Source organism: Desulfovibrio intestinivivus, assembly GCF_053570665.1.
Map to the genome: position 1 here is coordinate 2,763,143 of NZ_JBRBQT010000001.1, position 13,962 is coordinate 2,777,104.

At 60.0% G+C, this 13,962-nt stretch carries 8 protein-coding genes; all 8 read left to right on the plus strand.

All coding sequences use genetic code 11. The features are described 5' to 3' along the window. Window positions 1–2 precede the first annotated feature (2 nt). A complete protein-coding gene (locus tag ACUZ9P_RS11880) occupies window positions 3–2,435 on the plus strand; it encodes a Lon protease family protein (protein WP_449249862.1) in 2,433 nt (810 codons plus the stop codon). Between the two features lie 270 nt (window positions 2,436–2,705). Then, a complete protein-coding gene (locus tag ACUZ9P_RS11885) occupies window positions 2,706–3,281 on the plus strand; it encodes a TetR/AcrR family transcriptional regulator (RefSeq protein WP_298993805.1) in 576 nt (191 codons plus the stop codon). A gap of 293 nt (window positions 3,282–3,574) precedes the next feature. Further along, the gene (locus ACUZ9P_RS11890; RefSeq protein WP_449249863.1) at window positions 3,575–4,474 is read left to right on the plus strand and encodes a hypothetical protein; all 900 of its coding nucleotides are present in this window, start codon (window positions 3,575–3,577) and stop codon (window positions 4,472–4,474) included. 79 nt (window positions 4,475–4,553) lie between these two features. After that, window positions 4,554–5,687 (plus strand): S1C family serine protease, encoded by a 1,134-nt coding sequence (locus tag ACUZ9P_RS11895; RefSeq protein ID WP_449249864.1) that lies wholly within the window; start codon window positions 4,554–4,556, stop codon window positions 5,685–5,687. Next, window positions 5,684–7,045: an SrfA family protein gene (locus ACUZ9P_RS11900; RefSeq protein ID WP_449249865.1), complete on the plus strand. Its 1,362-nt coding sequence runs from the start codon at window positions 5,684–5,686 to the stop codon at window positions 7,043–7,045. Before ACUZ9P_RS11895 ends, ACUZ9P_RS11900 begins: the two co-directional genes overlap by 4 nt. Before the next feature lie 2 nt (window positions 7,046–7,047). Continuing rightward, complete coding sequence (locus ACUZ9P_RS11905) at window positions 7,048–10,197, plus strand: virulence factor SrfB (RefSeq protein WP_449249866.1); 3,150 nt, start codon at window positions 7,048–7,050, stop codon at window positions 10,195–10,197. A gap of 27 nt (window positions 10,198–10,224) precedes the next feature. Next, entirely contained in the window at window positions 10,225–12,834 is a 2,610-nt protein-coding gene (locus ACUZ9P_RS11910; protein ID WP_449249867.1) for a virulence factor SrfC family protein, read from the plus strand. Between the two features lie 3 nt (window positions 12,835–12,837). Further along, window positions 12,838–13,935: a sel1 repeat family protein gene (locus ACUZ9P_RS11915; protein WP_449249868.1), complete on the plus strand. Its 1,098-nt coding sequence runs from the start codon at window positions 12,838–12,840 to the stop codon at window positions 13,933–13,935. Window positions 13,936–13,962: the final 27 nt, after the last annotated feature.

Consider the following 13,962-nt stretch of genomic DNA (forward strand, 5'->3'; position numbering starts at 1 on the left):
CTATGCCAACTATCGCTCCCCTGCCCGCGTCACGACTGCACGCCACGTTAGACCCTGTCCGTATTCCATGGGAAACGAGCAAGGATATCCCGCTGCCGCGCAACGGACGCCAGAATCCATTCCAGCCCCGTGCCATGCAGGCGCTGGACCTTGCCCTGCAAATCAAGAATCAGGGCTACAACATCTACCTGTCTGGCGAGGCCGATCTTGGCCGCAGCCACATGCTGCTGAATTACCTTGGCCCTCAGGCCAAAAAGGCCCAGACGCCTGACGATCTCGTATACGTGCATAATTTTGCCGATCCTGACCGTCCCTGCCTTTTTGCCCTGCCCACAGGCATGGGTAAAAAGTTAAAGCAGCACCTTAAGGAATTGATTGAGCATATACGTGAGGAGCTGCCACGCCGTTTTGAGGCCAGTACCTACGTAAAGCGCCGCGCCAAGATTGTGGACAACTTCCAGAACGCCCGCATGGGCCTGCTGCGCAAGATGAATTCCGTTGCCGTAGACAAGGGATTTAATCTTGATATGGACGAGAGCGGCGGTCTGACCCTGTATCCTCTGGTGGAAGGCAAGCGCCTGAGCGAGGAAGAGTTCGACAGGCTGGACACAACCCTTCGCCTCAGCCTCAAAAGCCGGGGCGACAACCTCGTGCAGGCCATGTCTGGCTACATGCGGCAGCTGAACAAGGCGGAAGAAAGCTTTCAGGACGACGAGCGCGGCCTGGAACGCGAAGCCATGACCCAGGTGCTGACCACCTTCTTCAACCCCATTGAACAGCGCATACTCAAGACCTGCCCGGTCAAGGGGCTGGATGCCTACTTTACGGCCTTGCGCGAAGACATCCTTAAAAATACCGATGCCTTTTTGCAAAGGGACGGCGGCCCTATGGGCGACCCGCACGGCGCGCCGGTGGAGGCTGTGCTCTACCGCTACGAGGTCAACCTGCTGGTGGACAACAGCGGCCTTGATGGCGCACCCATCATTGTGGAAGACCACCCCACCGCCGTGAACCTGCTTGGCTGTGTGGAGCGCGAATCTGAAATGGGCGCGCTGGTCACGGATTTCACCCTTATCCGCGCGGGCAGCATCCACAAGGCCAACGGTGGGTTTCTGGTGCTGCATATTGAGGATCTTCTGCAACATCCCAATGCCTGGGAAGGGCTGCTGCGCGCACTGCGTTCCAATATGGCCCGCATTGAAGATTCCGGCGAAGGCCCGGATACGCCCATCCGCACCAAGGGCATCAATCCCGAGCCGCTGCCCCTGAACCTCAAGGTGGTGCTGATCGGCGACGAAGAACTGTATGAAGGTCTGCTTGTCAATGACGACAGATTCTCAAAGCTCTTCCGCATCAAGGCCCACATGGCCGACACTACCGAGCGTAATGCCGCCAATGTGCGCGCCTACCTTGGGCACATTGCCACCATTATCAAGGAAACAGAGCTCCCCTGTTTTGACCGCACGGCTCTGGCGTGGCTCATCGACCTCGGGTCGCACATCTGCGAAGACCAGCGCCGTCTTTCGCTGCGATTCCCCGAACTGCGCGAGCTCATGATCGAGGCTTCGGCCCTGACACGCATGCGCAAGCAGGATGTGGTCACCGCGCCAGTGCTGGAAGAAGCCCACGCGGCGCGCATCTACCGGGCCAACCTGGTGGAAGAGATTTATATGGAGGAATACGACCGCAACATGATCAAGGTGCAGACCTCGGGTCAGGCCATTGGTCAGGTTAACGGTCTTTCCGTCACATGGCACGGCGACTTTGAATTTGGCCTGCCGCACCGGATTTCATGTACTGTGGGCGTGGGGCACGAGGGCATCATCGACCTTGAGCGCGAGGCCGAACTGGGTGGCCCCATCCACACCAAGGCCATGATGATCCTGAAAAGTTACCTCACTGATCTTTTTGCGCGCAAAAAGCCCCTGGTGCTCTCCGGTTCGCTCTATTTTGAGCAAAGCTACGCTGGCATTGAGGGCGACAGCGCCTCTGGCGCGGAACTGGCCGCCCTGCTCTCGGCCCTTGCCGATGTGCCGGTGCGCCTTGATCTGGCCTTTACCGGGGCTGTGAGCCAGACGGGACAGATCATGGCTGTGGGCGGCGTTACCCGCAAGATTGAGGGCTTTTATAATGTTTGCGCCAGCCAGGGACTCACGGGTACGCAAGGGGTTATCATGCCCTTTGACAACGTGGATCACCTCATGCTTGCGCCCAATGTTATTGAAGCGGTTGAGAAAGGTCAGTTTGCCGTTTATCCTGTGCGGCGCATTGAAGAAGCCCTTGCACTCTTGACTGGTCTTTCAATCGGTCGCAGACTGAAACAAGGCGGCTTTACGAAAAACAGCCTGTACGACATGGTTGACCGCAGGTTGGAGCGTCTGGGCGATTACGCGCAGAATGCCTTTCGCCGCACCAGAAAATCCAAAGAGGGATAATTCTGCGCTGCCCGTGGCAGCTGCAAGATAACCCTCTGGGTATTTTCACATTGAAATGTTTGCCTTAGGGCGGCGCACGCTTGCCGTGATGGCACTGTGTGGTGCGGTTTTTTACAAAAATCCGCGTTGGTCAGGCAATCAGTTTACTGTCGGCCTGCTCACGAGAACAAGCAATAACCTCACGCATACCTTGACTTTACGGGTTTTATGTGTAATGGGGTCAACGCAAGGAAAAACCTTATGCCTCACTCTAACCCAGCAAAAGCCGTGATGAACAAAAACAAGAAAGAAGCGTTGCTTCAGGCCGCCAAAGAACTTTTTGGCGAATGCGGGTATGTGGAAACCACATTTAAAAAAATATCCGACAAAGCTGGCGTTGCCCTCGGGTTGCTGACCCACCACTATGGCAACAAGGAAAAGCTGTTTCTTGCCTCTGGGCTTGATGTTCTGGAACGCTTTCTCGTAAGGCTGCGCGCAGCCACCGCCGAAGCCACCTGTGGTTACGACGGCGTCATGCGTTTTTGCAAGGCATACCTTGATTTTTCAATCGACAAGGATTCCAACTGGCTGGTACTTGTGCGCTGCTCGCCCTACAGCGACATGAAAACCAAGACCGACCGCGATATTATGGATTCCATGTTTTCGCAGGTACACAACGAGCTTGAGCGAGTTATCGCCAAGGGCGTGGAAGACGGCAGCCTTGTGAAGGTTGACAGCAAAAGCACCGCTCAGGTGATCATTTCCCTCATGGTCGGTTCCAACCGTACTCGAGTGCTGACCCCTTATGCGATGCCCACCCTGTACGAAGATGTCCTTGATTTCATTTCCCGCTCCATCAAGGCATAGAGCTTGTTAGCAACACATAGTTGGGCCGTCGGTCGTAAAGATCGGCGGCTTTTTTGCATCTTTTGTTGCCCAGCTGGTGTGTGCAGCAATGGAAAACATAAACGTTTTGCGCCCTGCCCTGCATTTGCGTGACAATCTTGTGCATGCTTGATGCTCCAGCAGGGCAATAAGGCTTGCCGAGCCACAGCGCTTTGAAGTAAATTCAAAATGTTCAGGGTACATTATCGCGAGTGAACAGTTCTATTCGCTTCATTATTCTGTGCGGATTGCCGGGAGCTCTGGGCAGACATGCCGTGGCGCTCGTAGACTCAACCCTTATTGAGGAGACGGTTTTTATGCAAAGGCTTGCCAGCATACCCTTGTGCCTTTTTCTTGCTGCAGGATTGTTGATCTCGGGCTGCTCCAGCAAATATGGCGACCAGAAAACCAAGGTCAATTATTATCCGCAGTGCTATCAGCCTGTTAACCAGTTGCGACAGGACGAAAACAGCACGGGTAAAAGCACTGCCGCTGGCGCGGTTGGCGGCGCTCTGCTTGGCGCGCTTATTGGCGGTCTTGCCACGGGCAAGGCCAGCGGCGCTGTGGCGGGCGCGGTTGCAGGCGGCGCTGCGGGCGCTGTGGCGGGCAACGTCTACGGCAAGTCCAAAGCTCAGGATCGCGATGCCGCATATCTGCACCAGTACAGCCAGCAGCTTGGCAGCGAGGCTGCCAGCATGAATCGCTCCACCGCCGCAGCCAAGGTTGCGGCCAAGTGCTATGACGAACAGTTCAAGCTTGCCGCCGGGCAGTTCAAGGCCGGGCAGATCACCCGCATGGAATTTCAGGACAGGTATAATGAAATCCGTAGCGGCCTTGAGGAAACCTCGTTTATCCTGAATGATACCGCCACCACCATGGCCAAGAAGGACAGCGAGTATCAGCAGTCTCTAGCCGAACCTTACACTTCTGCGCAGCCCAAGAGCTCTCCTACGGCTTCGTCTTCCAGTTCTGGCGCTACCAAGTTCAAAAAGGGCGCAACCGCGCAGCCCAAGAGCACTCCTGCGGCCAGCGCCTCGCGCACGCCGGAGCAGAACAACGTTGCCGCGCAGGCCTCGGAGTGGAAATCTTCGCGCGAGGATCTTGAAACCACGCGCCGCGATGTGAACGCGCGCATGTCCAGTTACGAAGAAACTGTCAATAACCTGCTGGGATAACACTGCTGCCGCGCAGCCGCTATTTCTATGGCGGTTGCGCGGCTTTTTACTGCGCCGCATATACCGCGCGGAGCCATAGATGAACGAAAGCCAACACCCTGTACCACCTGAAACACCGCCAAGCGCCGCTCCTGCCGAAGGTGTCGCACCTGCTGCGGTTGTCCTGCCCTGGTATCGCCGCCCTTTTTTCTGGGGTGTGCTGCTGTTTCTGGGGCTTTTGCTGCTGACCGCATGGCTGTTCTGGAAAGAATGGCAGCAGGCCGAGGCCTCCAAGGCTGCTGTTGCCGCTCAGACAGAACAGTGGCGCGAGCACAACGCGGCGCTTGAAACGTTTATGCAGCAATTGCGCGCCCTGCTTGCCAAGGACCCTTGCGAAGTAAAGCAGGGGCTTGGGCTTGTCACCCCGCCTGCGGGTGTCATGTGGCCTCCTTTGGGGTCAGGGTCTGGCGCTGCGCATCAAAACTCTGGACGTGCGGATGCAGCCACGCTGCCGCCCACGGCAGACGCCAAAACGCAAGTGCCGCCCACGCCCATGCAACAGCAGACGCCCAAAAATGTTTCCGAGCTGATGGAACAGGGCACAGTGCTTGTGCTGGCCATGCGGGAAGAAGGCCTTTCCATGGGTTCCGGCTTTTTTGTGGCCCCGGGCTACGTGGTTACCAATGCCCATGTGGTTGGTAACGCCCCACAGGCGGTCGTTGTGAACAAGGCCCTGGGCAGACCTTATGAGGCAACTGTGCGTCAGGTAACTCACGACAACGGGCAGGATTTTGCCGTGCTTGGCGTTAACGGCGCATCTGGTGTTGTGCCGCTCAAGTTTGCGCCGAGCGTGAGCCGCACCGAACGCGTGAGCGCCTGGGGCTTCCCCGGCGCCGTCACCACTGACGATCCAAAATTTGCGGCCCTGCTCAAGGGCGATGAAGCCGCCGCCCCCGAAGTGGTGTACACCGAGGGCGTTGTGAGCGTCATTCTTGAGCGCAAGCCGCCGCTTATTGTGCACACGGCCACAGTCTCGCAAGGCAACAGCGGCGGGCCGCTTGTCAACGACAAGGGCGATGTGGTGGGCATCAACACCTTTATCAAGCTGGACGATGCCTCCTACAGACAATCCAGCCTCGCCATTGTCAGCACGAGCCTGGCAGCGTTTTTGCGCTCGGCGGGCGTTCCCGTCACTATGGCCCAGAGCAGTGAATCCGCCGGAGGCAAGCCATGAGTACCCGCATTGCGGTCAGTCTGCGCGGTCAGATGCGCGCGCTTGCCAGCCAGGGCATCTTTGCCACCGACTGCTATGAACAGCTGAAATCCATCCTGCTGCAAAAGCTCGGGCCGGATCATGCCGCCCTGCTCGCCGAACCGCAGCACAATGCCGAGGGCAACAGCGTTGACTGGTATGCCGAAGGCAATGGCCCGGCGGTTCCTCTTGCGGAACTTTCGGAGCAGGATGCTCAGGCTCTGCGCGCCCGTGCGGGCACGCTGGCTTCCGATATTGCCGGGTTGTCCAGCGACCTCACAGCAGACGCTCAGGCGCGGCAGGCCCTTTCGGGCCAGTTGCTGCGGCTTGCCCTGCAACACCCGGCGGACGAAGACATCTGGTCTGTGGATGGCCGCCCCGTTCTTATTAACTGGGGTTTTGCCCCTGGCAGCGTGGGCGCGCAACCGCAGGACCTCACCCGGCTTGGCGGAGTGCTGCCGCCTCCCCCGCCGCCCGCGCCTGTAGCTGCTGTTCCCGTGGCTGTGCCGCCGCGCAGCGGGTGCCTGCCGTGGCTGTTGCCACTCCTGCTCTTGCTGCTCCTGCTCTGGCTTTTGGGCGCGGCGCTGGGGCTTTTGCCTTCTCCTCTGCCTTCGGGCTGCTTGCCCGTTGACCGCAGCGTTCTGGAGGCCGAAAAACAGAAAGCCGCCGCCAACGAAGATCAGCTTGCCCTCCTGTGGCGTCAGTTGCAGGAGCGTGCGGCCCTGTGCAAGCCTGTTGCGCCTCCGGTAACGCCAACGCCCCCCAAGGTTGAGGAAAAGAAGGAAGAGCCCAAGCCCGACCCTGAAGTGGTGGAACCCTTCCTTGGTGAAACGCCTGTGGAGCCGCCCAAAGTGGCGGAAGCTCCCAAGCCCAAGCCAAAGCCTGAACCCAAACAGGAACCCAAGCCCCTGCCCAAGGAAGAACCAAAGCCGCAGGAGCCGCCCAAACCCGCGCCCAAGAAGAATGACAACCTTGCCATTCCTGAAGACGCGGCCAAAAAGAACGATCTGACTTTTCTTGAGGGCTGCTGGACAAGCGAAACCGGCCTGTATTCGCACCCCTCCAACGAGCCGATCATTGCAGAATACTGCTTTGACAAAAGCGGCAAGGGCCGTCGCCTTGTGCGCGAACGCAATGGCCAGGTGTGCAGCGGTTCGGCCTCGGCGCGGTTTCAGGGCAACCAGTTGCAGTTTGATTCCAGTCAGGCCCGTTGCCCGCGTGGCGGCACCTATGTTCCGCAAAAGGTTGAATGTACCGGACAGGAAAACACCACCCAGTGCAAGGGCAGAGAGCTTGGCGGGGCCAATCTCAAGTGGGATGCCCGTTTCAAAAGGAAATAATGATGGATGTCATACCCCGTTACCTTTCGCCGGTCAGCATTATTCCCGGCGGCTGCCCGCAGTTTCTTGATTTCTCCATGCCCGAAGATGCCGTTAAGCGACTGCGGCGGTATTTTCGCGAAGAAAAAAAGAAAGAATCTGACGAGCAGACGCGCTACACCCACTATCTGCGCTGCCTGACAGAAACGGAAAACGGTTTTATCGACCAGTTGAGCGGCCTGCCCTGCGATGAGGACTACAGCATTGAAGCCCGCCGCGCGCTGGATGCCTGGGAAGGCCACTGGCTGCCCATTCCTTTTTTGCGCACGCTCGACCAGCCCTGGCCGGACGGCGGCAAGCGCTTTGAATGCGGCCCTTCCAACTGGGCGCGGGCGCGGGTTATGCGCTCCGACAGGGATGACAGTCTGCTTCGCGTTGTGCTCATGTTTGACACCAATGTGGAAGACCGACCCGCTCAGGGCGAACAATACCATGCGCTTTCGCCGCAGGATGTGACGGCCCACGGGCATTTCATGCTGGCCCACCTCGTGCGCGACAATTCGTGGTTTCTCAACGCGGCCTGGGTGGATGAATGGCTCCACGGCCTCTACGATGCGTGGAAGCAGTCGCAGCACCGTGGGCGCGGCGCATGGTACGATGGCTACCCCTACGTGCTGGAGCATCTGGCCTCCTACCTCACCTGGCTTGACGTGGTGCGCCTTGCGCTCAACGATCTGGCTGCACAGGTCATCAATCCTGACCGCGATACCCCGGTGGATGTGGATCTCGTGCTGGATATCGGCAATTCGCGTACCACGGGCATCTTGGTGGAAACCCTGCCCCAACGCATTACCAACCTCAACGACAGTTACCTGCTTGAGCTGCGCGATCTGAGCCAGCCGGAGCACATCTATTCCGACCCCTTTGAAACGCGTGTGGAATTTGCGGACGCGGCCTTTGGCAATGATGCGCTTTCGCGCCGCTCGGGCCGCCAGACTCCGGCCTTTGCCTGGCCTTCTGCCGTTCGCATCGGGCCGGAAGCCGCCCGCCTCGCCACGCAGGCCGTGTGCGCCGAGGGCACGACAGGCATGTCCAGCCCCAAGCGCTACCTGTGGGACGAGCGCCCATGGCAGCAGAGCTGGCGCTACAACACTGGCGGCAAGTCAGAACCCATGGTCAGCCGGGGGCTGTTTCCGCGCCAATTGAACCCGCAGGGCACGCCGCTTTCGTGCTTTGACGACCCCATGTTCAAAAAAAGTCCCGCCCTGCAAAAGCAACAGCCTGAGCCGATTTTTGAATCGCTGTTTACGCGCTCGTCGCTCATGCTCTTCATGCTGGGCGAAATCCTGACTCAGGCCCTTGTGACCATCAATTCGCCTGCCACGCGCGCGCGCCGTGAACTGCCCAACTTGCCCCGCAGGCTCAGAAGGCTCATTTTTACGGTGCCTACGGCTATGCCCGTTGCGGAAAAACGTATTTTCCGCCGCTGGGTCACGTGGGCCGTGCGTGTGGTGTGGGATGCACTGGGCTGGAGCCAGTGGTATACGCCCCGCCTGCAAACCCGCAGCCTTACGGGCGATTACCGCCAAAGCCCGCAGGTGCGCTGCGACTGGGACGAAGCCAGTTGTTCGCAGCTTGTGCTGCTCTACAACGAGCTTGCCGTCAAACAGCATGGCGACGCGCACCATCTCTTCCGCCTCATGGGCAAGCCGCGCGAGGCCTGCGGCAACCATCCGTGCATCCGCATGGCTTCCATTGATATTGGCGGCGGCACAACCGACCTTTCCATCACCACCTTCGAGCTTGCCAGCGGCGAGGGCGACACCGCACGCATCAAGCCGCATACTGAATTCAGGGATGGCTTCAACATTGCGGGCGATGAAGTGCTGCGCGAAGTGGTGGCCAACCATGTGATTCCGGCCATTGGCCAGGCTCTGGCCCGCGAGGGGCTTGCAGAGCCGCGCTCGCTTCTGGGGCAGCTTTTTGGGCGCGATTCCATCGGCATGTCGCAGGAAGACCGTAACACCCGCCTGCGTCTGGTACGGCAGATTGCCGTGCCCGTTGCCCTCGGGCTGCTGGCAACCTGCGAAAATCCCGACCTGCGCGGCAGTGTCTTTAACTGCACGCTGGGCGACTTTTTTGAGCCTGACCCTGTGGGCAGCGGAGAAACGGCTGATGCTGCGGCAGACACGGCGGCGGACGCCGCACCAGCTGCGGCAAAGCCCGCAGCGGACTCGCCCCGGATCAGCCCGGCAGTCCTCGCGCCACGTCCTCAGCCTGCAACACTGCGGGATGTAAAAGCAATGGTGCGGCGTTCCGCATCCTTCATCCAGAACTTCAACATTCTTGATGTGCCCATCAGCGTCAATCAGGCCGCTGTGGAAGAAACCATCCGCAGCACGCTTGGCTCAACGCTTTCCGCCCTGTGCGAAGTGGTGCACATGTACGATTGCGACGTGCTGCTGCTCACCGGGCGGCCCAGTTCGTGGAACGGCGTTATCGCCACAGTGCTTGCCAAGCTGCCCGTGCCGCCCGACAGGATCATTCCCATGCGGCGCTATCACGCTGGCTCGTGGTATCCCTTTGCCGATGCGCAGGGCCGCATTACCGACCCCAAAACCACGGTTGTGGTGGGGGCCATCCTCTGTGCGCTGGCCGACGGGCACCTTGAAGGCTTCTCCTTTGATTCCGGCGCGCTCAAGCTTACGTCCACCGCGCGTTATATCGGCGAGATGGATATTAACAGCCAGCTCAAGCGCCCCAAGGTCTGGTTTACCGTGGATGTGGACAGCAAGGACGGCACGGACAAAACCCGGGCCGTGGCCTTCAGTGGGCCGCTTTCCATCGGCTACAGGCAGCTGGATGCAGAGCGCTGGCCCACTACCCGCTACCATCTGCTGACCTTTGCCACGGAGGAAGCCCGCTCCCGCGCTTCGGGCCGTCTTCCCTACCGGGTTGAGGTCAGCCTGAGCGTTGCCGATGCCCTGGATGAGGAAGATATCCGCAGCGAGACGGACAAGGATCGCCGCAGCGAAGGCGAGTTCCGCATTGATTCCATCGTGGATTGCCAGGAGCGCAGCGTTGACCGCCGCGATCTTGAAATCCGCCTGCAAACCCTGAAACTGGACGAAGGCTACTGGCTGGATACGGGCATTGTCACCGACGCCGGATAATTGAGGATGGTTATGCAGCAGCAGGATATGGATTTAGCGCGGCACTGCCGCGAACTGGCGGAAACTTCCCGTTCCGCAGGGGCATGGCTTCAGGACAATGCCGAGCTTGTGGGCAACGAACGCGCGGCCCTGCAAAAGGATCTGCGCCATGCGGCCCGCTTTTTCGGCAAGTGCGAGCAGGCGGCCCGCCGCAAGATGTGCGTAGGCGTGTTTGGCCCCAGCCAGTCGGGCAAGTCCTACCTTATCTCGGCCCTTGCCAGTGATGCAGACAAGGTGCTTCTGGCCGATTTTTGCGGTCAGACCTTCAATTTTATCAAGGATATCAACCCAGAAGGCGGCAAGGAATCCACGGGGCTGGTCACGCGTTTTACCACCACGCCGCCTGAGGGTATTACCGAGGCCTACCCCATCCGTCTGCGTCTGCTTTCAGAAACTGACGTGGCCCGGGTGCTCGCCAATACGTACTATGCGGACTGCGACCACAAGGACGCACCCAATGCCGAGGCCCTCGCCAAGGAGCTGGAGAGCCTTCAGGGCCGCGCCCAGTCTGCTCCCGTGCCCGGCGGCATGAGTTTGGACGATGTGGAAGAGCTGCGCGATTATGTGAATAAAAACTTCATTTCGCGCCCCAGAGTGCAGATGCTCCAGAACGGTTACTGGGTGCGGGCCATGGAACTGGCCCCCCGTCTGGAGCTGGAAGACCGCGCCCGCCTTGTGGGCCTGATCTGGGACAGCGTGCCGGAATTCCAGGCAGTGTATATACAGCTTGGCGCGGCTCTGCGCCAGCTTGGCAACGCTGCCGAGGCATGTTGCGCCATTGACGCGCTCATACCCCGCAGCAACAGTATTATTGACGTGGCGCGGTTGCAGGGCCTCAACGAGCCGCTCGCAGACATGCTGACCCTTGTGGGCGCGGAGGGCCGCAAGGCTGACCTGCCGCGTGCGCTGGTGACGGCCCTTACGGCCGAAATCACCATCTACATGCGTGAAAAGCCGGATGATTTCTTTGACCACACCGACCTGCTGGACTTCCCCGGCTACCGCGCGCGCTATAAGTTCAGCGATCTGCGCGCCGCGCTGGACAGCCGCAAGGACATGCTTAAGGAACTCTTTCTGCGCGGCAAGGTGGCTTACCTCTTTGAGCGCTATCGCGAAGAAAAAGAACTCACCAGCATGCTGCTCTGCATCGGACCCAGCACCCAGGAGGTGCAGGATCTGCCGCAGGCCGTGTATGAATGGATATGCTCCACCCACGGCGAAACGCCGGAAATGCGCGCCAGCAAAGCGCCAGCGCTCTTTTTTGTGCTCACCAAGATGGACATGGAGTTTGAAAAAAAGGCCGGATCGCCCTCTGTGGAAACCCGCTGGACAACCCGGCTGGAATCCTCGCTGGTGAACTTTTTCGGTCAGGTGCACGACTGGCCGCAAAACTGGGACGGCACGCACCCCTTCAACAACGTCTTTTTGCTGCGCAATCCCAACTTTTTGTGCGAGGCCATTTTTGATTACGCCGACAGGCGTGAAACCGGCATCCGGCAGGAACAGCAGGCCTTTGTTGAAGAAGTGCGTCAGTCCTTCATGCAATCGCCACTGGTGCAGAAACATGTGGCTGACCCGGAACGGGCCTGGCAGGCGGCCATGACGCTCAACGACGGCGGCGTTGGCCTGCTGCGTCAGAGCCTGCGGCCCCTGTGCAACCCCGAACTCAAGCGGCAGCAGATCAGCGGCAGCCTTGTTGAAAAATGCGAGCGCCTGCGCACCGGGCTTGCACCCTTCTACCGCACGGACGACAGGGAAGAACTGCGCAGGCAAAAGGAGCAACTCACGCGCCTGCTGGTTTCGCAGATGGCCAAGGTTGCGGAAAAGCAGCTGTTCGGCGAATTTTTGCGCCGCCTTCAGGTGCGCGATTTTGACCTGTACGAAATCTGTCTCAACGCCCGCCAAAGCCCGGATGAAGGTCAGACCTCAGCGCCTGCGCAGGTTGTGGGCGCGCGCGTTTCCGCCAACGACATTCTGGGCGATATCTTTGGCGACGACGCCCCCGTGGCCGCGCCAGCGGCAGACGCCGTTGATGCAGAAGTAAAGGACAGCGCCCAGGTCTTTGCCGGAATGGTCATGGATCACTGGACAGGGCGGCTGCACGACCTCTGCAACGATGTGGAAGTCAGGGGCCAGCTTGGCCTGCCAGCCAAGGAACTTGACCAGTTCTGCCACGAGCTGGTGCAGGCCGCAGCGCGCTGCAAGCTGCGCGAAAATCTGGAGGCTGAGCTGCGCCGCTCATCGGCATTCAGCAACATGGCCCGCGAGCGCCTCATGTGGAAGCAGGTGAGCCTTGCTGCGGACGCCATCAACGCCTTTGTGGACTGGTGGGGCTTTGACCCACGCTTCAAGGATCAGACGCGGCGCACCGTTGTTGTTGGCGGCAAAAGCGTGCCCCTGTTTAACCCACCGCAGGAAATCAAGGGCGAACCCCGCATCGGCGAGGAAGAATCGCCCTATGACCGCCTGTGGTATACCGACTGGCTGCGCGCCATGGCCTACAGCGTTATGGCCAATGTGGATTTTGACGGCCAGCAGAGCGTCAACCCCGAACAGAACAACCGCCTGCGCGAACTTTTGCAGGCGTTCAAAGGATAACCCATGCGCGCCAGCATTTCAGCCGATACCGGGCGCGGCCCCGGCAACGGAATCATCGAGATTTTTGACGCAGGCGATGTGAGTGAACCCGGCTTTACCCTGCTGCGGGCATCTGACGGCAAATGTCTTGGCCCCCGTGGCTGGCAGGAGAGCGAAACCCTGCTCACCCCCGAGGCCTGGGACAATGACGGAGGCAGCCTGCGGCTGGCGGTCGGCCCTGCGGTGGTGGACGAAGTAGACAACCTCGATGCCTACCGCATCAGCCTGCGCGGCGTGGGCAGCTGCGCCCTTGCCGTAAAATCGCTCATATATTCCAACATTGCGGGCGGGCATGGCATGGGCGCTGGCACTCCGCAAACTCCCCCGCCTGTTGCACCGCCCGCCCCCGAGCCGGAGCCGGAACCAGTGCTGGAATCGCCGGAGCCGCCTCTGGCTTTTGAGGAGCCGCAAGCGCCCCAGCAGCAGGAAGCCCCGCTTGAAATGGCAAGCAAGGAGGAAGGCAAATCCGGCGGCAAGGCCGGGCTTGTGATCCTGCTGGTGCTCGCAGCCATTGCCGCAGGCGTAGCCGCGTGGTGGTTCTTGCTGCGCGAGCCGGAAAAGGCCCCCCTGCCCACGCCTCCTGAGCAGACGCAGAATGCGGACAAGCCCCAAAGCCCGGATCAGGCGCAGCCCAAGCCCGCAGATGCCGGTCAACAAGGTGCGGATGCCGCCAAACAGCCGCTTTCTCCGCTTGCCTCGGCGCGTGAGCAGTTGCGCGGGCAGGCATTGCCCGACGTGAGCCTTGCCATGGCAAAGCCATTGCGCAAGGCCGACGCCAAGCCCGAGGAAAGCGATGCCGCATTCTTGCTGCTGGAAGATGCAGCGCAGAAAGGCGATGCCGAAGCCATGTTTCTTGTGGGTCAGTTTTACGACCCGGCCAGCACCCTGCCGCGCGGCAGCATCCCCGCCGACCTCACGCAGGCCAAGCGCTGGTATGATCAGGCCCTGCAAAAGGGCCAGCCTCAGGCCAAGGCGGCACTGGACACGCTGAAAGAACACGCCCGCGCCCTTGAGGCCAAGGGTGATGCCGAGGCGCGCTCCCTGCTGCAAAACTGGCAATAAACGCGGCCCCGAGCAGTTTGACCTAGA

Excerpts from the sequence above, each read along its gene's own strand:
- ACUZ9P_RS11905 (WP_449249866.1), top strand. The coding sequence starts at position 7,048 with ATGGATGTCATACCCCGTTACCTTTCGCCGGTCAGCATTATTCCCGGC.
- ACUZ9P_RS11910 (WP_449249867.1), top strand. The coding sequence starts at position 10,225 with ATGGATTTAGCGCGGCACTGCCGCGAACTGGCGGAAACTTCCCGTTCC.
- ACUZ9P_RS11900 (WP_449249865.1), top strand. The coding sequence starts at position 5,684 with ATGAGTACCCGCATTGCGGTCAGTCTGCGCGGTCAGATGCGCGCGCTT.
- ACUZ9P_RS11915 (WP_449249868.1), top strand. The coding sequence starts at position 12,838 with ATGCGCGCCAGCATTTCAGCCGATACCGGGCGCGGCCCCGGCAACGGA.
- ACUZ9P_RS11895 (WP_449249864.1), top strand. The coding sequence starts at position 4,554 with ATGAACGAAAGCCAACACCCTGTACCACCTGAAACACCGCCAAGCGCC.
- ACUZ9P_RS11880 (WP_449249862.1), top strand. The coding sequence starts at position 3 with ATGCCAACTATCGCTCCCCTGCCCGCGTCACGACTGCACGCCACGTTA.
- ACUZ9P_RS11885 (WP_298993805.1), top strand. The coding sequence starts at position 2,706 with ATGAACAAAAACAAGAAAGAAGCGTTGCTTCAGGCCGCCAAAGAACTT.